Source organism: Thermoactinomyces sp. CICC 10522, from assembly GCF_016055075.1.
GTDB classification, from domain to species: Bacteria; Bacillota; Bacilli; order Thermoactinomycetales; family Thermoactinomycetaceae; genus Thermoactinomyces_A; species Thermoactinomyces_A daqus.
Window position 1 is genome coordinate 405,405 of sequence record NZ_JAECVY010000002.1, and the last position, 18,807, is coordinate 424,211.

The window sequence follows — 18,807 nt, forward strand, 5'->3', positions numbered from 1 at the left end:
GGCTTTTGCTAGGTTTAGGCCTCCGGTCATAAACATTGTTTCAGATAGTAGCGTCGCTACCCACGCGTCCTCCGAATTAAAACCGACGCTCATAAAAAGGTTGTGGGTATGTCCAACACTGATATAAACAGCGCATCCGAGAACTAACAAGGCTGAGAATACATTGAGTCCGCGCATGTATTTATCTCCTCCTGTATGCCGCTCTTAGGCGTATTGATGATATTCGGCCTCGTTCAAGTACGAGTAGTAAAGACGGTCTAAGCATTTTGATAGAACGCCGTTAAAATATCCGGGCAGGTTCCGTAATCCACCCTTCTTATATCGGTTAAATGCCGTTCTAAGCGCATAAATAGCCGTGTCTAACAGTTCCTGTTCGCTGTATGCGTTCTTTAAATAGCGTGTTTGGTGTAAATAGACGCCGTACAATCGGTATAGCAGTTTCTTTTCCGGTATATAGGAGTAAACAACAGACTTAAAGTTGTCATAAACGCTCCCAATACGTTTTAATACTCTTTTATTAATACTGCTTTGAATAATCTCAGTTTCGGCCCCCGGTTTGTCCGGCTCCGAGCTTGTCTCTTGCAGCTTTTCCGGTTCTGTGCGGGGTGCCTCTTCCGGGGTGACGTCCGCATCTTTGCGGTACTTCTGAATAACGTATAAATTCGCACCGTTACCCCCGCTTACGGGGCGCATCATATGACGACGTAAAACCATCTTCAAATCTTCCAGTAGTTTCAACGCGCGGCAAACGGTACGGCGGGAATATCCTGTTAACTCTGCGATATTATCGATTTTGAGAAACGCGCAACCGCAGTATTTAGCGCCATAGCGAGCCAATAGCTTGAATACCGCGACTGCGGAAGGCGTCAGCAGGTGTTTCTTGTTATATAGGTGCGCTCTAATTGCGCCGTTCAAAGAATCTATATCCTTAAAGTTAGCGAATCGTTTCGCAAGTCGTACATATTCTACGTTAATGCTCATGCTGTTCTCTCCCCGGTGAACGCCGGAAAGGAAATGACACACGCCGCGAATATGTACTAGACTAGTCGTACAGTTTCTTTTTCATATTCGCTTTATTGGCGTGCGTCCCACCTTTCCGGGACGCTCTTTTTATGCCTAAAAACCGTTGTCTGCTTATTTCAGGTATTTAGAAGCGGGACTAAAACGCTGGTGCTGTTCCTTTACGTGGTTCTCGTCCATTTGCACGTAGCGGCGCGTGGTAGCTATATCCGCGTGGTCGAGTATCAGTTGAAGTGTGAAAACGTCACCGCCTGCAAGCAAATAGTCGCGTGCGAACGTGTGCCGGAACATGTGCGGTGTAGCTCGTTCTATACCAGCCTCTTCCGCGTACTTCCACAGTCGGCGGCGGAATGTATCGGCTAACATTTGGTCACCGTAAGCGGTAAGAAACAGGAACTCCGTAGGCTCGAAGTACTGTTTGTTCTCCTCATGCAGTTCTAAAAGTAATTTCATAACCTTACGACTAACGGGTATAGTCCGGCTCTTGCGATTCTTCGCTATCTCAGCCGGAATAGTCAGCGTCAAGCGCTTAACGTCCAAATGCGAGATTTGCACGTTTACTAGCTCGTTAATGCGAATTCCGGTATCAAGGAGCAGCAGCATGATTACTTTGTCGCGAAAATTGCTGTATTGTCGGGTGTCCAGCACGCTAAAAAGCGCTTTTAATTCCTTTTCCGTAAATCCGGTCATGTCGTCGATAGTGTCCTTGCGTAGCGGTTTAATCTTCGCCATTGGGTTCTCGACTAAATAATCTTCTTCCGTCCAAAACCGACACATAGCGCGTAAGGTGCGAAGTCGGATATTAATTGTGTTGATGGCCAGCCCTTTCGTGTCTTTCTCACGGGCTTGATTGCCCGCGTAAGGGTTGCGCTCATCCCTCAAATAGTTGATATAGCGCCGGATAATATCGGCGGTTAACTGCTGAATTGTTTTTACATCCGGGTAAAATTCCGAGAGGAACCGCTGAAACCACTCCATATGTTTGTAATAGTCGCTAATCGTGCGTGGCCGCATTCCTTCGGCTTTCTTAGCGTTTACAAACAGCTCTAACGCTTCTTTAAACGTTAATTTGATGAAAATATTAGCGGCAGAGGAGGTAGCCGCATTTCGCGATTTGATAAGGCTTTTTCCTTTTCGTTCTCTTACGGGGGCTTTACGAGGTTTTTCAGACATAAGAAAAAGACGCCATCCTTTCCGTCCATTGCAGACGGTAAAGGCTAGCGTCTTTCCTGCGTGTCCCTTGTGTGGGTCACACGTTCATCCGTTAATTTACCGTGTTTCCTACGTGTAAAATAACGGTCTATAACGTTGTAATACCGCTTAAATACTGGTTGGCGTCCCAGGAGAGATTCGAACTCCCGACCGACGGCTTAGAAGGCCGCTGCTCTATCCAGCTGAGCTACTGGGACACAACTTGTTGATTGCGATAGCAAAATTATCATATACCAAACCAATACATTTCGTCAAGACCCATTTTTTAATTTTTACAGGCAATCAAACCAGTTATTGCAAAAAATCGAAACGAAGTCATTACCGTTAGAGAGGCGGAGCAGGATTTGCCCTGCTCCTCGTTTTTATTCAGTCCAGACGTCCCTTAAAGCCGCGCTGGCGGGTCGGTGTGCCGTCCGTCTTGTAATAAGTGACAGTCAACAGATCTTTTTCTTTTGTGAGCACAGCATAGGTCGGAAAGGGAAAACCGCGCGGAAGGGTAATGCTTCCCGGGTTAATCAGCAATACGTCTCCCACCTTTTCGCAAAAGGGAAAGTGAGAATGACCAAAACAGGCGATCTGCGCTCCAAGCTCTTGTGCCCGGTAGCGAACAGGCAGCGGAGTGGTTTTCACCTGATAACGATGCCCGTGTGTCACAAAAAACGTGAGGCTGTCCCGCTTCCAGATCTGTTCCATGGGAACCTGTTCCCAATCGCAATTTCCACGAACCACGGTTAACGAGCAAGCGGGCAGCTGTTTCTCGTCTGTGCAAAAATCGCCGCAATGGATCACATGATCCGCCTTGACGCGCTCCACAATCTGATTCAGCAATTTTCCTTTCCCGTGGGAGTCGCTGACAATGAGGACTTTCATCCGGACATCAACCTCCTGTCGGCAATGTTCATGAAAAAAGATAACGCTCTTTCAATAAGGCGATCAATTTTTCAGTCGCCCTGGCCCTGTGGCTGAATGCAAATTTCTCTTCATTTGTCAGTTCCGCCATCGTTTTCCCTTTTTCGGGGAAGTAAAACAGAGGATCATAACCGAAACCCCATTCTCCGCGCGGTTGGTCTGTGATTATTCCCCGGCATTCCCCGCGGACCACTTCGGTCTTTTCTCCCGGAACGGCCAGGGCCATCGCGCAGACATAAAACCCTTCTCTTCGCTCGGGCGGTATGGCTTGGATCTTGCCCAGGAGCTTGAGGTTGTTCTGTTCATCCGTCGCTCCCGGTCCGGAGTAACGTGCCGAGTAAACACCCGGCTCCCCTCCCAAGGCGGGAACGACCAGCCCGGAATCATCGGACACTACCGGAATATTTAACATTCGGGATATGGTCTCCGCTTTTTTGATCGCGTTTCCTTCAAACGTGTCGCAATCTTCCACAATCTCCGGCATATCAGGATAATCGGCCAAACCTTTAACCTCAAGCCCGAGATGTTTGGCAAACAGTTCGGCAAATTGTTTCAGCTTATTTTTATTTCCGGTGGCGATGGTAATGTGAGGATAAACCCAGCGTTTTTTCATGTTGTTTCCTCCCGCATCAAACATGGAAATGCCCATGAACGGGTTCGTCATGGGCAAGCGGCAGTTGCTGTACGCCATTTTTACGCTTTTTCCGAAGCCTCTTTTTTGACTTGGGCTGCTCCGACCAGCTCGGCATCTTCTCCCAAAATCTCTTTTTGCAGGCGGATCAGTTCCGACGTTCCTTTTTGGCCGAGGGAGAGCAATTCGGCAAGCTGCTCGGCGGAAAACGGCGTTTCTTCACCTGTTCCCTGAATTTCCACATACTGACCGGAGCCCGTCATCACGATATTCATATCGACAATCGCAGACGAATCTTCCTCATAGCACAAGTCGAGGCAGGCATGTTCCCCGATCACGCCGACGCTTGTAGCAGCCAAAAAGTCTTTGACCGGCAGGGATTTCAACGTCCCGTTTCTCACCAGTGGGGCAAGGGCCGAAACCATGGCGACAAAAGCGCCGGTGATCGAAGCAGTCCGCGTCCCTCCATCGGCTTGAATCACATCGCAATCCAGCCACAACGTCCGTTCGCCGAGTGCTTCAAGATCGACGACCGAACGAAGAGCGCGCCCGATTAAACGTTGAATCTCCATCGTGCGCCCGCTCAATTTCCCCTTGCTCGCTTCACGAATGGTCCGTGTCTGCGTCGCGCGGGGCAACATCGAATACTCGGCCGTGATCCAGCCCTTGCCGGAGTTTCGCAAAAACGGGGGAACCCGGTCTTCCAAAGTGGCAGTACAAATGACGCGCGTGTCCCCCACAGTTATGTAAACAGAACCTTCCGCTGTTTTAATAAAATCTTTTTCCATCGATACTTTTCTCAATTCATCATATGCGCGACCATCTACTCTCAATGATGTCACCCTCCTGTGCCAAGTCCCTTAAGTATAGCATACCCTTGGTTCAATTTCCGAATAAAGAAAAGAAAAAAGGATGATTACGTGATCATCCCGGAGTTGCCCGCAAACGAACCGTCAAGAGATGAATTGCATCCGTCCCTCAACACTTATCGTTTGCCGTTTTTTCTTATTTAAAGTGACTGAGGGTTTACGAATTTCGGACGTGTGACCGGCTGATCAAGCAAATCTTTTTCACCGGCCGCCATGATGTTTTGCTTTCCGTTTACACTCAGTTTTACCTTTTTATAACCGGTATTTTCCGTTAATGAAAGAACAATGGTTTGCAGCGCGTCTTTAGAAGCCGACCGGTTCCCATATTCGAGCAATTGCTCGCCAAAATCGGCAAAGACCGTGTCCCCTTTTACCTGTATTTTGTTTACCTCGGTATCGGAGTCCAAAGCTCCGCTCAAATCGGCATCCTGCCGCGGTCCCTTGATCAGTTCTTTGATGGTGACCTCCGCTGCATTTGACGTCTCATTGACCATTCTTGTGACCGGGACGTAATAAACCTTGTTATCAGGGGTTTGGCCGAGGAAATAAAGGGTGACCGGCATGCTTCGATTCATCTCGGTTCCTTCCGCCACTTCCAGATTGATCCCAAGATTTTCCCTGGTCAATCCCTGGGCCGGTGTCTTTTTCTTCGGCATTACCGCGATGGGTTTGCCCTCGACCCAGATATTTACTTCTTTTACTTGCGGAAAACCGGTCAACGTCCAAGTAACCGCCTCCAACATTTTTTCTTCCTGACCGGGATCATAGTTTAAAAACTCTTTGGAAAAATCGACGGTCGCCGTTCCATCCTGGATATTTAATCCTTTCAGCTGTGTCCCCTTTGGCAGGATCGGGGAAAAACCGTCCGGGATCATCGATTCCCCGGCCCCTCCCTTGACCATGAGGCTCAAGGCATCCCGGGCGATCGCCCTCCCCTTCGATAAAGGAATATTTAAGGCATAAGGGACGACATAACCGGAATCAGATAAAAAATAGAGTTCGGTCTTGCTCGTTTCCTTCGGGCTTTCCGCTTGTTTTGCCGCAACGGGGTTCGCGTTTGCGGGCGGAGGGTCGATCGGCCTGGATGTGTGTTTTTCCGGTCCGAACGTGCAACCGGTAACGGCCAGCGGCAACAGCAACAAGACGACGGATGCGCGAAACATCTTGTTCAACATGCAAATCCCTCCAAGGACAAGTCATCTACTATCATGTATACGAGCATTGGAGGGATTTAGCACATCTTTTTTGTCATTCTCTTCCGGGTGTGTGATGGTATTACGGGTTGGCCACCGGTACCAGTTCCGCCGTTTCCACCGGAACCGGAAAACCGAACCAACCCGCGGCGATTTCAGCAAATGTCTCCGGCGACCCGGTGGTAAAAAAACGATGGGAAGGATGTTCCCTCTCCGACAACAACTGCTGATGGTGCAATATGGTGCTCAGCTCCGCGGCAGTCTCTTCCGCCGAACTGATGATTTCCACCTGATCCCCCATCACTTTGCCAATCGCATCGGTCAATAAGGGATAATGCGTACATCCCAAGATCAAGGTGTCAATCCCCGTTCCTTTGAGGGGCTTCAAAGATTCACCGACAATCTGTTCCGCCATTTCAGATTGGTGCAACCCGCTTTCCACCAGCGGAGCCAGGGTTGGACAGGCCAAACTGTGAACCTCCAAACCCGGGTGAATCCGTTTCAGGGTCTGTTCGTAAGCGCCGCTTTGAATCGTCCCCTGGGTTCCGATCACTCCGATTCGCCCCGTCTTGGTCGCTTTGATGGCCGCGCGCGCTCCCGGTTCGATCACCCCCAGCACGGGAAGGCTCACATGTTGTTTAACCATCCGCAATGCCGCGGCGGTCGCCGTATTGCAGGCGATTAAGATTGCTTTCAGCGGAAACTGCAGCAAAAATTGGATGATTTCCATGGTGAACTGGCGCACTTCGTCCTCCGAACGCGGGCCATAAGGACAACGCTTCGTATCCCCGAGGTAATAAACCGTTTCTCTGGGCAACTGGCGCATCACTTCCCGGGCCACGGTCAATCCGCCCACACCCGAATCCAGAATCCCGATTACCCGCCCCTCTGTCTCTCGGCTCATGGTTTCTCCCTCTCCACTTCTCATCAATTCCGGCCATCCTCTCTGTTTAAATGGCATCAACTTCAACATCATATCATATGTAAAAAAATCATCCATGCACTGGACAAAACGAAGACTCCCCTCTCCCAGTCAAGGAGAGGGGGGAAGATTAAGCTTTTTTCATTTCCTCATGCAGAATGGATAAATGTTTTTGAATTTCAAGCGCCTCGTCATCACTCAAATGCGACAAAATTTCAGACAGATACTGGCGGCGCGTTTCCAGCACCTCCTCGATGATCTTCCGCCCTTTGTCGAGGAGATGAATACGTACGACCCGGCGATCCCGGTCATCCCGCACCCGTTCCACCATGCCGTTTTTCTCCATCCGGTCGATCAAATCGGTCATGGTGCTGCACGCCAGAAACATCTTTTGGCTCAATTCACCGATCGTCAAGTCTCCTTCATCTTTCAGCCAAATCAACGCCGTGAATTGAGGAGGGGTGATGGGAAAATGATTCAGGATATCCCGGCCTTTTCTTTTGACAATTTGACTGATTTCACGCAAAAGGTATTCGATTTCACTCACAATCTCGGGTGATAAGGACTGATGTTTATTCATGAAGCTCTCCTTTAACCTTTACATTAAGAATCACGATGGGAAAAAATGAGTTCTTCCTCGACGACTGAGTCCTTCCTGCATAGACATCGCTACGTTACATTATAGCAAATCACGAGGCCGATAGAAAATAAACCCTTTTCAAAGAGGTGTTTCCGTTCATCTGATTTGTCAGCAGACTTTCTCTTTTGATAAAATGGTTTCTCGTAGCAGGGTACCACCCACTTCTATGTGATAAAGGAGGTCTCCACATGAACGAGATGCCGAAATTCTTGCAAAAGATCGGGCAAGACTGGTGGCTGGTTGAAGATGAACGGGAAAACATGAAAATCAGTTACCGGATCAAAGATATTATATTTGCAGCACCATCCGATTTCCAACACGTGATGATTCTGGACTCATACGATTTTGGACGAATGCTCGTCCTGGACGGTGTGGTTCAAACCACCTCGCTTGACGGTCATATTTACAATGAAATGATTACCCATGTGCCGCTCTCCATTCATCCCGATCCCAAACGCGTACTGATTATCGGCGGCGGAGATTGCGGAGCGGCACGTGAAGCGGCTAAATACAGCGGAGTGGAACGAATTGATATGGTCGAAATCGATGAAATGGTGGTCCGCGTCTGCAAAGAACACCTCCAGGACGTATCCGGAAATCTTTCTGATCCCCGTGTTCATTTTATCTACAACGACGGGATTGAATACATTAAACAACACAAAAACGCGTACGATGTGATTATCGTCGACTCGTCCGACCCAATCGGCCCGGCCAAGCAATTATTTGAGCGCAGCTTTTACGAAAATATCCGTGAAGCACTCAAGGAAGACGGACTCATGGTCTGCCAAAGCCAGTCCCCGCTCTTTCACCGCGAAGTGATGAAGCAGACCGTTCATCATATTGAAGAGCTTTTCCCGATCAGCAAAATCTACATCGCAACCGTGCCAACCTATCCCGGCGGTTTTTGGAGCTTTACCATCGGTTCAAAGAAATACAAGGATCTCGTCGTGAAGAACTTTGATAAAGAGACCAAGTACGTCAACGAATCGATTTTACGCTCCTGTTTTGACTTGCCGGAGTTTCTGCGCACAAAATAAACAATAATCCCCGGCGCCAACGAGCCTGCCCGGGGATTTCGCCAATTTCGCCAACTTAACTCTTGCCGCTGGCTTTCAGCAATTTTCGCCATCCATTCACCCTGGCCAACTCCAGGACTTCCTGTTCGATCATCGGATGGCCGCAGCCGGCAAAATCGAGAAACACTTCTTCCAAATCAGGATAATCCTTTCGCGCAAACGGACAACTTAAATAATGCAAAAAGTCGATAAATAAAGGATAATCTCCACGCAACGCCTCTTTTTTCAAATCCTCCAGCCTCATTAACCGTCCGAATTGAAAGTGAGCCAAAGCAGCGAGACAGTCGACCGGCACATCTGTCGGGCATATGCAGGCAGGATTCGATTCAATATACAAATCATCCAAATAAGACTGTTTATTTTCCGTATACGGACAGGGAAGGTAGTTGATCACCACGTAAAACTTCCCTTTATTTTCCCCTGCCGGAACGCGGTAAAAAGAAAAGATGGATGCGGAGTATTTGGTATAAAATTGGGAAATTTCCCCGCCGCTCGCGGAAGCCATCGTAATGAGTTCCGGGTCTAAAAACGGATTAAACACCGATGAATTTTCCAATGAAACCATGGTCTCGTCATAATGGCCGGAGCCGACAAACAAGGAAAAAACTTTGGCCCGTTCTTCACGCAGCTCGGTCATTTTCCGTTTGTGGCGCATGGCGAAAACCCGTGTCATCACGTCCTGGTATACATGGGATTGTTTGAGGAGCAGGCCCGGCTTCACATAAAATTCGGAAAAAAGGAGAAGCTGCTCCAATCGTGCTTCAATCGGGATCGCCACAGGCCGGTAAAGATCAAACGAGGCATAAATCCAGTGTTCATCCAACGGCTTATAGGCAATGGTGATGTTTCCTCCCGCCACGAATCCATCGGCACGCGCAAAGGCAATCGTATCTGTTTCGCGATTGATAAAGCGCTCTATTTCCATATCCAACGTTGTTTCATCCAATAACCTAAATCCCGTTTTATGCCAGCGTACATCATGAATCCATTCCTGCAGCCACTTAGGTAATAAATTCATGGAAATCATCCTTTTCCACTATGTATTCGTTATAAATAATCGATTTTAACATTTGGCTATAAATCAGTTTATTTAGCAAAATTATAAATCACCGGAAGATTAAGCTGCTATGAAAAAGGAGGAAAAACAAAAAGTTGTGCTTTTTTCTTTTCAGCTTCGACACGACTTTGGAATAAACAGGAATTAGGTGAAATTCCCGACAGGATAAAGAAGAAAAAGAAAAACCGGACCATTTCCAAAAACATTCCAAATATTGATATCTAGATTCTCAATCGGAATTGTTTCCGGCTGTTTTGATTGCGTTGTGCAATTTGATGGTTTTGTTGATATTTATGCTTTTGGATTCGTAAAAACATCCTCTCCTTTGCCAAGTGGTAAAACTTTTGCACAGATGGCTAAACCGGACATGACAAAACGGCCCTGCCTTTTTCCACAGGCAGGGCCGTATTCGTTCCTCAAGCGACTTGTTCGTTTTTGATCTCTTTTTTTGAACGGTCACTCAGGCGAATCGGTTTCAAAAAGAGGGCAAACAGCCCACCGGCAAGAACCAGAACCAATCCCCAGACAAACGTGCTGTGCAGGGAATCCACCAGAGTGCTTCTCAGTACCGGCACCATGGATTCCGTTAAAAATGCGGGCAATTTTTTCAACGCATCCGGATTCAACAGCATCGAAAGCAGCGCATTCGGATCGTTCTCAATCATATCCTTAAATTTTCCCAGCACCGGTCCCAGCTGCTGAGGCATTTTTTGCATCGCAGGCAGCAACCGGTCTGTGAGCAACCCGCCGGCCCGTTGGATCATGACCGCATTGAGAACGGTAATCCCGATCGTTCCTCCGATCTGACGGAAGAACTGGCTGGATGAGGTCACCACTCCGAGCTCTTCCTTACTGAAACTCTCTTGCAAAGCCAGCGTCAGCGTCGGCATCACAAGCCCCAGTCCCAGACCGGAAACCAGCATCACTCCCGTTACATACAATTTTGTCGTATGCTGGTCAAAGAAGGTCATCATCACAAATCCGGCAGCCATAACGGCCATGCCGATGATCAACTGCGGTTTTACCCCGATTTTCAGCACAAGGCGTCCGCCGATAATGCTGGAGATAATCATGGTGATCATCATCGGAGTCATGATTGTTCCCGATGTGGTTGCACTGACACCGATCACCCCTTGCATGAAGAAGGGAATGAATGTGAGTGCGCCAAACATCCCCACTGCCATAAAGAAACCAACTGCATTCAGCAAGGTAAAGGTACGGTTTTTGAACAGATAGAGGGGGACGATCGGCTCCTCCGCTTTTCGCTCAACCAATACAAAAGCACCAAGCGCTACAACCGCCAGGACAAAGAGACCGATAATTTGCCACGAATCCCAGGCGTAGTTTTTTCCTCCGATGGACAAAGCCAGCAACAGGCTGACGATGCCCACGACCATCGTAAACATCCCCCAGATGTCAATCCGAACCGGACCGGAAACTTTTTTCCCTTTCAAGCCCATCCAGATAAACAGGACGGCCAGCAAACCCACCGGCAGATTAATGTAGAATACCCAGCGCCAGTTGAGCGAATCGACAATCCATCCGCCCACCTGAGGTCCGATCACAGAGGACAAACCGTACAGGGCACCGAAAACCCCCTGCCATTTGGCCCGCTCTTTTCCGGTAAACAAATCCCCGATAATAATCATCGCCATCGGCATCATAATACCGCCGCCGATTCCCTGCACGGCGCGGTAGATGATCAGACCGGTCATATCATTTGCAGTTCCGCAAAGCGCCGATCCGATGATAAAAATGACCAATCCTGTCACGTAGATGATTTTGCGCCCGATCAAATCGGCCAGTTTTCCGGCAATCGGGACAATCGTGGTCGAAGTAAGCAAGTAAGCGGTCGTCAGCCAGGCCATTTTATCAAGCCCGCCCAGTTCACCCACGATCCGGGGCATTGCCGTACCCACGATCGTACCATCCAACGCAGCAAACAACATGGCAATGATCAGGCCGGTGATCAAGGTCTTTCGTTTTTCCGTTTGCTTATGTTCCATCATCGTTCACATCCTTTCTTTCTCTTCCATATACGCTTTGTTCCAATTTCTCATAAAGCCGAATGAGCAAATCCAGTTCCTCTCGGCTGAAACAAGCCAGATAGTCGGCGGTTAACCGATCGCATTTCTGTTTCGCTTCCGCTAAAATGTCTTTACCTTCATCAGTCAGTTCAATTACGACCGCGCGCCTGTCAGACGGATCTTCTCTCCGGTTCACCCAGCCGGCCGAGACCAACCGGTCGATCATCAGGGTGATTGCGCTCGGTTTCACCTCCATGATGTTGGCAATATCGGTTACCCGGCAATGTTCCCGTTGACCGATAAATTTCATTATCATAAACTGAGGTTTGGTCAATCCGGTCTTGGATAACTGCTCTGCGACATCGGCTCCTATTTTCTTAAAGATCGATTGGAACAGCATTTGTAAACGGGTGATTGTTTCCTCATCGGATATTTTCATACTCACTCCCCCGATGCCGTTATTTAAGTGCATTAAATATTAGCACAGATAAATATTAATCACATAAATCAACTCTGTCAATCTCATTTTTAAATAAAATCATGCAAACAAAAAAACCTTATGGTTTTCCTCGCCATAAGGTTATGTTTCCCCGGATGGAACATGTTGTTTTGGTTTGCCCGAAAATTTTACCACTCGGCCACACTGCCATCATCGTGGCGCCAAACCGGATTTTTCCAATCATGTCCGGTTTCAGCCATTTTCCGCACTTGTTCCTCATTAATCTCAATGCCGAGTCCAGCCCCTGTCGGAATTTTGACATACCCGTTTTTATAGTCGAAAACAGATTGGTCAACAAGATAATCCAACAGGTCACTCCCTTGATTGTAGTGAATGCCCAGGCTTTGTTCCTGAATAAAAGCATTATGTGATGTTGCGTCCACTTGCAGACAAGCGGACAGTGCAATCGGGCCGAGCGGGCAATGGGGGGCAAGCGCCACATCGTATGCTTCGGCCATTGCGGCGATTTTTTTGCATTCAGTGATTCCGCCGGCATGGGAGAGATCCGGCTGGATGATGTCACAATAACCATTCGCCAGCACTGTTTTAAAATCCCAACGGGAAAACATCCGCTCGCCCGTGGCAATCGGGATCGAGGTAATGGCTGTGATCTCCCTCAATGCCTCATTGTTCTCTGGCAGAACCGGTTCCTCGATAAACATCGGATGAAACGGCTCCAGTTCCTTGGCCAAAAGCTTGGCCATCGGTTTGTGCACCCGACCGTGAAAATCGATCCCGATACCGATTTCGTTGCCCACCTCTTCACGAACCCCGGCCACCCGTTCAATCACTTGCTCCACCTTCGCGTATGAATCGATATAGTGCAATTCCTCGGTCGCGTTCATCTTGACGGCTGTAAAACCGCGCTCAACCACTTTCTTTGCAGCGCGGGCCACATCGGCAGGGCGGTCTCCGCCAATCCAGGAATAGACACGGATCGATTCCCGGCAGGCTCCGCCCATCAGTTCATGGATCGGAGCATTGTAAAACTTGCCTTTGATATCCCATAACGCTTGATCAATGCCGGCAATGGCACTCATGAGAATCGGGCCTCCGCGATAAAATCCGCCGCGGTACATCACGTTCCAATGATCCTCGATTTTCAGGGGATCCTTGCCGAGCAAATACCCCATAAGCTCGTCGACAGCCGCTTTGACGGTCCTGGCCCGCCCTTCGATCACGGGCTCTCCCCATCCGCTGATTCCCTCATCGGTTACAATTTTTAAAAAAAGCCAGCGCGGCGGAACCAAATACGTTTGATATCCGGTAATTCTCAAATTCCCACTCCTCCATCTCCCCGCTTTACCCTCTCGCGCTTCTTCCCTTTTCAACCAGACGAGCCGCTTTTTGCGTCAGTTCTTCCAAGTACTCCCGATCCACTTTTTGCGTCTTCCTCACCAAGGCGCCACCAATCCCCACAGCGATTGCACCGCTTTTGATGTAAGCAGACAGATTTTCTTCATTCACCCCGCCTGTCGGAATGACGGGAATTTGCGGCAGCGGATCACGCACTGCTTTGATGTATGCCGGTCCCAGCACATTGGCAGGGAAAATTTTGACAGCATCTGCCCCGTGTTCAAACGCGGTCAGCATTTCCGTCGGGGTGAAAACCCCGGGGATGCTGATGGCCCCGTAGCGTTTTGTCATGCGAATGGTTTCCAGGTTGAGGGACGGGGAAAAGATAAACCTGGCCCCCGCAGCAAGCGCCATCCGGGCCGACTCGGGATCCAACACTGTTCCGGCACCAATCAGCATTTCACCGGCAAACTTCTTCGCCGCCCGTTCGATCACTTCACATACGCCCGGCGTATCCATGGTAATTTCAATCGTGCGAATGCCGCCGTCCCGCAATGCCCCGATGATCAACTCAACATCCTGCGGTTGGTGGCCGCGCACAATGGCGATAATGCCGCTTTCCTCAATTTGCTTCAGAATCATATTCTCCCCCCTATCTCAGCACATCCTGACCGGATTGGTTCATGAACCGCATCAGCGTCTCCCGCAGTGGCAATCCCTCGAAATCCCCTCTTACCTCAACGGCCAGCGCCGCAACCGCACAAGCTCGGCGAACCGCCTCCGCGAGAGAAAGACCGTCCAATAAACCCGACAGCAAACCGGCAGCAAAGGCATCACCCGCCCCAACCGGATCGGCCACTTCTTTGACAGGAAAACCCTCAACATAACCGGAATTGGCCGCGGATGCGTAAAACGCACCTTTGGCCCCCAGTTTTACCACCACCAGCCCGGCTCCCCGTTCCAGCAAGCGGCTGGCCATCCGTTCCGGCCCGGATTCACCGGTCAGCAGGACGCCTTCTTCTATCCCCGGCAACACGATATCCGCCTGAGCCGCGATCTCTCCCAACGCGGCCTTCGCCTCTGCTTCTCCCCACAACTTGGAACGGTAATTGGGGTCAAACACGACCTTGACACCATGTTTTTTCGCCAGTTCAACCGCTTTTAACGCCATGGCCCGGCAACTCCCGCTCAGCGCCGGCGTGATGCCGGTCAGGTGCAGATATTTGGCTCCGGCGAGATAATCTTCGTTTAAAAACGATTCATCCATCTTGCTGGCTGCACTGTTGCTGCGGTAATAATAGACCCGCAACTCCCTTCTGTGCAGAGGTTCCTTCACCATCAGGCCCGTGGGTGCCGCCGGATGCTTTTTCACCTGTGTGGTATCCACCCCCTCGCCGCGCAGAAAGGAAAGGATCGCCTCCCCAAACTCATCCTGACCGACCTGGCTCATCCAGCCGACCCGGTGACCGAGCCGGGCCAACCCTACGGCCAGATTGCTTTCCGCGCCGGCAAAACTGAGCGAAAAATCCTTGGCATAACGGAGCAAACCGGTATTTTGGGGAGTGAACAAAACCATCGTCTCCCCAATCGTGACAACATCCACTGCACAACCTCCCTTTAAGGGATATATCCCATATTTCTTGAAATCACCCTGGTCGTGCTCAGCAAATGAAACACGATAAAATCATGTCGCTTCCGAATGCGATCTTTCGGCCCGGCCACACTGACTGCGGCAAAAACCAGTCCGGCGACATCAAAAACCGGGGCCGCGATGCAATACAATCCCTCTTCATTCTCCTCATTGTCAACGGCGTAACCCTGCTCCCGATACTGAATCAACAGCCGGTCCAGTTCATCCCGGTCGGTCACCGTGTTCTCCGTAATGGGGTGAAGCGCGGATTTGTCCAGGATCCGGTTTCGCTCTTCCTCCGGCAAATATGCCAACAGCACTTTGCCCAGACCGGTGCAATACATCGGCTTGCGCGATCCGATCTGCGCACTGGTCTTAATGGAGCGGTTGCTGTCTTCTTTGGCGACATAAACCATTTCATCGCCCGACAAAATCGCCATAAAAACAGTTTCCTCCACTTGCTCGGCCAGCCGTTCCAGCGGCCATTTTGCCTCCCGGTACACATCCATCGATTCCATGCTGCTCGTTCCCAGCTGGATCAACTTCGGCCCGAGCCGGTACTTTTTTGTTTCCGTCGCCGACAGATATCCGTGTTCATAAAGGGTTTTCACCAGATTAAACGTGCTGCTTTGCGGAAAGGATAAAGCGCTTGCAATTTCCTTTATATTCAAACCTTGCGGGTGATCCCGCAATAATTCAAAAATCTCCAGTACACGAACAGCCGATTTAACGGACATGGGACCTCCTTATTCACATATGTGAATCCGTTTTCTATCTGTAAATTTGTGTCGGTATCATAACATCTCTTTTATTTTATTTCAACAGAAATATAAATTCAGAATATAAAGGTTTTTGTAGTATTATCGAATTAGGAAGAGAAGAAAGCCCAAAAAAGAAAGGAGCTTGTTTATGCGCTTGCCTGTTTGGCGTGTATTGTTGGTTCTGGTTTTATCCTTCAGTTTCACAATCCCTGCCGCAAGCGCAAAGGAGCAGATGAAAGACAAAATAACCCGCACAAAGGCTTACAGCGAATTTCGCAATTTTGGCATCGGCGCTCATGCAGGAACCCGATTTTCCGGCAAAGCTCTCCGGCTGAACCCGCTCGCATTAAAATCCGGCACCGACACTGCCGGAAAATATAACCAAAGCTCCTATTATTACGGGCAATGGACCTCACCCGTGATAAAGAAAACATTTCTCGAGGCGATCGCCTCATGGCAGGCCAACACCCCGACCGGCACATGGAGCGAAGTGGAGTTGCGCAGCCGGGTCGACGGAAAATGGACGAAATGGTACAGCATGGGCGTATGGCTGCAAGGAGACACCCCTTTTAAACGCCACTCCGTCAACGGGCAGGGAGATGCAAACGGCACTGTGGCCACCGACACGCTCATCCTTAAGAAAACAGCTACGGCCGTCCAAGCGCGCATCACGCTGTTTACGACCGATCCGATGCTTACACCTGACTTTCGCTCTCTCGGCATCACCTTTGCCAACGGATCGGACCGTCCCGGAATCGTGCCTGGCACCGGCCTGGTCAGCGATCTCGATGTACCGTTGCGGTCGCAGATGGTTTTTCCCGACGGCGGTGAAGCCTGGTGTTCGCCAACCTCCACATCCATGGTCATGGCTTACTGGGCCAGGGTGATGAACCGTCCTGAATGGAACCGGACCGTCCCTGACGTAGTGAACGGCGTATGGGACTATGTTTACGACGGGGCCGGCAACTGGCCATTTAACACCGCTTATGCCGCTTCACTCGGCCTGGAGGGAAAAGTGATCCGGGTGAGCAGTCTGGCTGAGCTGGAGCGCTGGACAACTGCCGGCGTTCCGGTCATCGTCAGTATCGCCTACAAACCGGGTGAGTTGGATCATACCCCGATCCCCAGCTCAAACGGTCACCTTCTCGTCATTCGCGGGTTTGACCAAAACGGCAATGTCCTCACCAATGACCCGGCGGCTCCGAGTGATGATCAGGTCCGCATCACCTATGACCGCACCCAGTTTGAAAGCGTCTTTCTGAAACACTCCAATGGCACGGCATATCTGATCTATCCCAGAGGCTGGCCTGTGCCGGTGAGCAACGGTCACTGGTAAAAAAAGCCTGGATCGATTCCGAAAAACGGAAAAGGTCCAGGCTTGGCTTTTTCTCATGTTTTAAGAACTTATCCTACTCAAGAAACCCGGGATTGTTTTGCAGGAAATTCTCCCATGCCCGTTTTGTGCTCTGGTTGAGTTCATCCCTTGAAGCGTGGAGTCTCTTTTCCGCATCCCCGTAGCCGATTTCAAGATCCCCGTTGGAAAGCCCTTGAAAGATCGCATCCGCGAATTGATCCACCGGTGCCCCGAAAGTATGTAAGCCGACGCCGCCCAAGTCCGTATTTACTGCCGGGGGCAGGACTTCAATTACTTTTACATCCGTGTCGGCCAATTGATGCCGCAGCGAGATCGTGAAGGAGTGAAGGGCTGCTTTGGTCGCACTGTAAACGGGAACCCAGACTCCCGGTGCCAGCGACAGCCCGGAAGAGACATTGATTATGGCTGCGTTCTGTTTTTTCACCAGATGCGGGATGAACAGCATACAGAGATGAATGGGGCCATCCAGATTGATCGCGATTTCTTGGCGGTAATAATCCCACTCTTTGTCCGCCCGCAAAAGATTGACCCGCTGCTGAATCCCCGCATTATTCACCAGGACATTCAGTTCGGGAAATTCGCTCTTGACCCATTGAAACAAGGAAAGGCGATCCTCCACATTGGCAACATCACAAACCCTTGTATGCAGCTTTGGAAACTTTTCTTTTGCTTCTTTCAGCTTTGCTTCCCGGCGGCCGACGATGATCACTTCATTTCCGGCCTGCAAGAACCGTTCAGCAAAGGCGAGGCCGATTCCCGATGCCCCGCCGGTAATCAAAATGGTATTGCCGGATATATTCACTGATTATCCTCCTCCGTTCTCTCCATCCACATAACGGCCGTAGTCAGGGATGGCGATGCGGTCAAACTCTTTCGCCAGCTTCTCCAGTCCTTGCCGGAGCGCCTCTCCTTTCATCGGCATGCCATGTCCGGCCACGACCCGTAACGGCTTCAATGCTTCAAGACGCCTGACAGATTCACGGGCGGCCTGCCAATCCGTGGTCCAGTATCGCGGTGGTCCGCAGATTTCCGGCTCCTGCATGATCATTTTAAACAGCGAATCCTGTTTCACCGTCAAAAATGCATCACCGGCAATAAGGGAGCGGTCTGCTTCGCGGAAGAGGGAAACATGTCCGGGGGTATGCCCCGGTGTATGAATCCACTTCCAACCGGACAGTCCCGGTATCCTGCCGTCTGACGGGAGTTTCCGCACATGATTTCCCAAATCAACAGGGTCGACCGGAAAGAGCGCGGATAGTTTGGCCACCATTCCTCCCTCCACCGCGGGGTCAGGTTTGGGGTATTTGGACTTTCCCGTTAAATAGGGCAATTCCAATTCATGCGCATAAACCGGTACATCCCATTTTTCCACCAGATCGACAACAGCCCCGACATGGTCGAAATGCCCGTGTGTCAGCACAATTGCTTCAGGCTTGCAATCGTCGCCAAACCACTTCTTCGCGGCAGAAACAATCTCATCCGCCGACCCCGGCATCCCTGCATCTGCCAGAATCCATTTCCCCGGTTGATCATCGGAGCCGATCAAACAAACATTTACCATTTGCAGAGTCTGACAGTACAGACTAGGAGCCACCTCCTGACTCACTCCGCTTCTGATGGACGTTGCCGGGATCATCGTGCCTTCGATCGTATCTTTCATTGTCCTTCCCCATCACCTTTCTCTTTTTTG

The 18,807-nt window shown here is 50.1% G+C and carries 19 protein-coding genes and 1 tRNA gene; 2 read left to right on the forward strand and 18 right to left on the reverse strand.

Going from position 1 to position 18,807, the window contains the following annotated elements:
- Positions 1 to 204: 204 nt before the first annotated feature.
- The 9 genes from I8U18_RS05500 to I8U18_RS05540 form a co-directional block, all read right to left on the reverse strand.
- Positions 205 to 981 (reverse strand): helix-turn-helix domain-containing protein, encoded by a 777-nt coding sequence (locus tag I8U18_RS05500; RefSeq protein ID WP_198064556.1) that lies wholly within the window; start codon positions 979 to 981, stop codon positions 205 to 207.
- Positions 982 to 1,134: 153 nt separating this feature from the next.
- Positions 1,135 to 2,193 carry a tyrosine-type recombinase/integrase gene (locus I8U18_RS05505; RefSeq protein WP_198064557.1) on the reverse strand — a complete coding sequence of 353 codons (1,059 nt, stop codon included), beginning with the start codon at positions 2,191 to 2,193 and terminating at the stop codon, positions 1,135 to 1,137.
- Positions 2,194 to 2,352: 159 nt separating this feature from the next.
- Positions 2,353 to 2,429: transfer RNA gene (locus I8U18_RS05510), tRNA-Arg, on the reverse strand.
- A 169-nt stretch (positions 2,430 to 2,598) separates the two neighbouring features.
- A complete protein-coding gene (locus I8U18_RS05515) occupies positions 2,599 to 3,102 on the reverse strand; it encodes a metallophosphoesterase family protein (RefSeq protein WP_033099251.1) in 504 nt (167 codons plus the stop codon).
- 28 nt (positions 3,103 to 3,130) lie between these two features.
- On the reverse strand, positions 3,131 to 3,754 hold the full coding sequence (locus I8U18_RS05520; RefSeq protein ID WP_198064558.1) for an XTP/dITP diphosphatase: 624 nt from the start codon (positions 3,752 to 3,754) through the stop codon (positions 3,131 to 3,133).
- A gap of 80 nt (positions 3,755 to 3,834) precedes the next feature.
- Positions 3,835 to 4,605, reverse strand: coding sequence for a ribonuclease PH (gene rph, locus I8U18_RS05525; protein ID WP_033099252.1), 771 nt, complete (start codon positions 4,603 to 4,605; stop codon positions 3,835 to 3,837).
- Positions 4,606 to 4,781: 176 nt separating this feature from the next.
- Entirely contained in the window at positions 4,782 to 5,816 is a 1,035-nt protein-coding gene (locus tag I8U18_RS05530; RefSeq protein WP_033099253.1) for a GerMN domain-containing protein, read from the reverse strand.
- A gap of 100 nt (positions 5,817 to 5,916) precedes the next feature.
- On the reverse strand, positions 5,917 to 6,738 hold the full coding sequence (gene racE / locus I8U18_RS05535; protein ID WP_198055048.1) for a glutamate racemase: 822 nt from the start codon (positions 6,736 to 6,738) through the stop codon (positions 5,917 to 5,919).
- 148 nt (positions 6,739 to 6,886) lie between these two features.
- On the reverse strand, positions 6,887 to 7,336 hold the full coding sequence (locus I8U18_RS05540; RefSeq protein ID WP_033099254.1) for a MarR family winged helix-turn-helix transcriptional regulator: 450 nt from the start codon (positions 7,334 to 7,336) through the stop codon (positions 6,887 to 6,889).
- Positions 7,337 to 7,584: 248 nt separating this feature from the next.
- On the opposite strand from I8U18_RS05540, the gene speE reads away from it, so the two are divergent.
- Positions 7,585 to 8,433, forward strand: a complete 849-nt coding sequence (speE, locus tag I8U18_RS05545) for a polyamine aminopropyltransferase (protein WP_198055049.1) — start codon at positions 7,585 to 7,587, stop codon at positions 8,431 to 8,433.
- A 55-nt stretch (positions 8,434 to 8,488) separates the two neighbouring features.
- Here speE and I8U18_RS05550 read toward each other — a convergent pair whose 3' ends face one another.
- The 7 genes from I8U18_RS05550 to I8U18_RS05580 form a co-directional block, all read right to left on the reverse strand.
- A complete protein-coding gene (locus tag I8U18_RS05550) occupies positions 8,489 to 9,490 on the reverse strand; it encodes a hypothetical protein (protein ID WP_198064559.1) in 1,002 nt (333 codons plus the stop codon).
- Between the two features lie 455 nt (positions 9,491 to 9,945).
- On the reverse strand, positions 9,946 to 11,535 hold the full coding sequence (locus tag I8U18_RS05555) for an MDR family MFS transporter (RefSeq protein WP_198064592.1): 1,590 nt from the start codon (positions 11,533 to 11,535) through the stop codon (positions 9,946 to 9,948).
- On the reverse strand, positions 11,525 to 11,995 hold the full coding sequence (locus I8U18_RS05560; RefSeq protein ID WP_198064560.1) for a MarR family winged helix-turn-helix transcriptional regulator: 471 nt from the start codon (positions 11,993 to 11,995) through the stop codon (positions 11,525 to 11,527). The genes I8U18_RS05555 and I8U18_RS05560 overlap by 11 nt, the downstream gene beginning before the upstream one ends.
- A 188-nt stretch (positions 11,996 to 12,183) precedes the next feature.
- On the reverse strand, positions 12,184 to 13,332 hold the full coding sequence (gene dgoD, locus I8U18_RS05565) for a galactonate dehydratase (RefSeq protein ID WP_033099258.1): 1,149 nt from the start codon (positions 13,330 to 13,332) through the stop codon (positions 12,184 to 12,186).
- Positions 13,333 to 13,357: 25 nt separating this feature from the next.
- A complete protein-coding gene (locus tag I8U18_RS05570; RefSeq protein ID WP_033099259.1) occupies positions 13,358 to 13,993 on the reverse strand; it encodes a bifunctional 4-hydroxy-2-oxoglutarate aldolase/2-dehydro-3-deoxy-phosphogluconate aldolase in 636 nt (211 codons plus the stop codon).
- Between the two features lie 10 nt (positions 13,994 to 14,003).
- Positions 14,004 to 14,954 (reverse strand): sugar kinase, encoded by a 951-nt coding sequence (locus I8U18_RS05575; protein WP_198055052.1) that lies wholly within the window; start codon positions 14,952 to 14,954, stop codon positions 14,004 to 14,006.
- A 14-nt stretch (positions 14,955 to 14,968) separates the two neighbouring features.
- Positions 14,969 to 15,718 carry an IclR family transcriptional regulator gene (locus tag I8U18_RS05580; RefSeq protein WP_033099261.1) on the reverse strand — a complete coding sequence of 250 codons (750 nt, stop codon included), beginning with the start codon at positions 15,716 to 15,718 and terminating at the stop codon, positions 14,969 to 14,971.
- 172 nt (positions 15,719 to 15,890) lie between these two features.
- Between I8U18_RS05580 and I8U18_RS05585 the strand changes: the two genes are divergently transcribed.
- On the forward strand, positions 15,891 to 17,078 hold the full coding sequence (locus I8U18_RS05585) for a C39 family peptidase (protein WP_052153869.1): 1,188 nt from the start codon (positions 15,891 to 15,893) through the stop codon (positions 17,076 to 17,078).
- Between the two features lie 73 nt (positions 17,079 to 17,151).
- Here the strand turns inward: I8U18_RS05585 and I8U18_RS05590 are convergent, their stop codons facing one another.
- Entirely contained in the window at positions 17,152 to 17,919 is a 768-nt protein-coding gene (locus I8U18_RS05590; protein WP_033099262.1) for an SDR family oxidoreductase, read from the reverse strand.
- Positions 17,920 to 17,922: 3 nt separating this feature from the next.
- Complete coding sequence (locus I8U18_RS05595) at positions 17,923 to 18,777, reverse strand: MBL fold metallo-hydrolase (protein WP_198055053.1); 855 nt, start codon at positions 18,775 to 18,777, stop codon at positions 17,923 to 17,925.
- Positions 18,778 to 18,807: the final 30 nt, after the last annotated feature.

Coding starts and splice junctions, on each gene's coding strand:
- I8U18_RS05500 (WP_198064556.1), bottom strand. CDS start 981: ATGAGCATTAACGTAGAATATGTACGACTTGCGAAACGATTCGCTAAC.
- I8U18_RS05505 (WP_198064557.1), bottom strand. CDS start 2,193: ATGTCTGAAAAACCTCGTAAAGCCCCCGTAAGAGAACGAAAAGGAAAA.
- I8U18_RS05515 (WP_033099251.1), bottom strand. CDS start 3,102: ATGAAAGTCCTCATTGTCAGCGACTCCCACGGGAAAGGAAAATTGCTG.
- I8U18_RS05520 (WP_198064558.1), bottom strand. CDS start 3,754: ATGAAAAAACGCTGGGTTTATCCTCACATTACCATCGCCACCGGAAAT.
- I8U18_RS05530 (WP_033099253.1), bottom strand. CDS start 5,816: ATGTTGAACAAGATGTTTCGCGCATCCGTCGTCTTGTTGCTGTTGCCG.
- racE (WP_198055048.1), bottom strand. CDS start 6,738: ATGAGCCGAGAGACAGAGGGGCGGGTAATCGGGATTCTGGATTCGGGT.
- I8U18_RS05540 (WP_033099254.1), bottom strand. CDS start 7,336: ATGAATAAACATCAGTCCTTATCACCCGAGATTGTGAGTGAAATCGAA.
- speE (WP_198055049.1), top strand. CDS start 7,585: ATGAACGAGATGCCGAAATTCTTGCAAAAGATCGGGCAAGACTGGTGG.
- I8U18_RS05550 (WP_198064559.1), bottom strand. CDS start 9,490: ATGAATTTATTACCTAAGTGGCTGCAGGAATGGATTCATGATGTACGC.
- I8U18_RS05555 (WP_198064592.1), bottom strand. CDS start 11,535: ATGGAACATAAGCAAACGGAAAAACGAAAGACCTTGATCACCGGCCTG.
- I8U18_RS05560 (WP_198064560.1), bottom strand. CDS start 11,995: ATGAAAATATCCGATGAGGAAACAATCACCCGTTTACAAATGCTGTTC.
- I8U18_RS05570 (WP_033099259.1), bottom strand. CDS start 13,993: ATGATTCTGAAGCAAATTGAGGAAAGCGGCATTATCGCCATTGTGCGC.
- I8U18_RS05580 (WP_033099261.1), bottom strand. CDS start 15,718: ATGTCCGTTAAATCGGCTGTTCGTGTACTGGAGATTTTTGAATTATTG.
- I8U18_RS05585 (WP_052153869.1), top strand. CDS start 15,891: ATGCGCTTGCCTGTTTGGCGTGTATTGTTGGTTCTGGTTTTATCCTTC.
- I8U18_RS05595 (WP_198055053.1), bottom strand. CDS start 18,777: ATGAAAGATACGATCGAAGGCACGATGATCCCGGCAACGTCCATCAGA.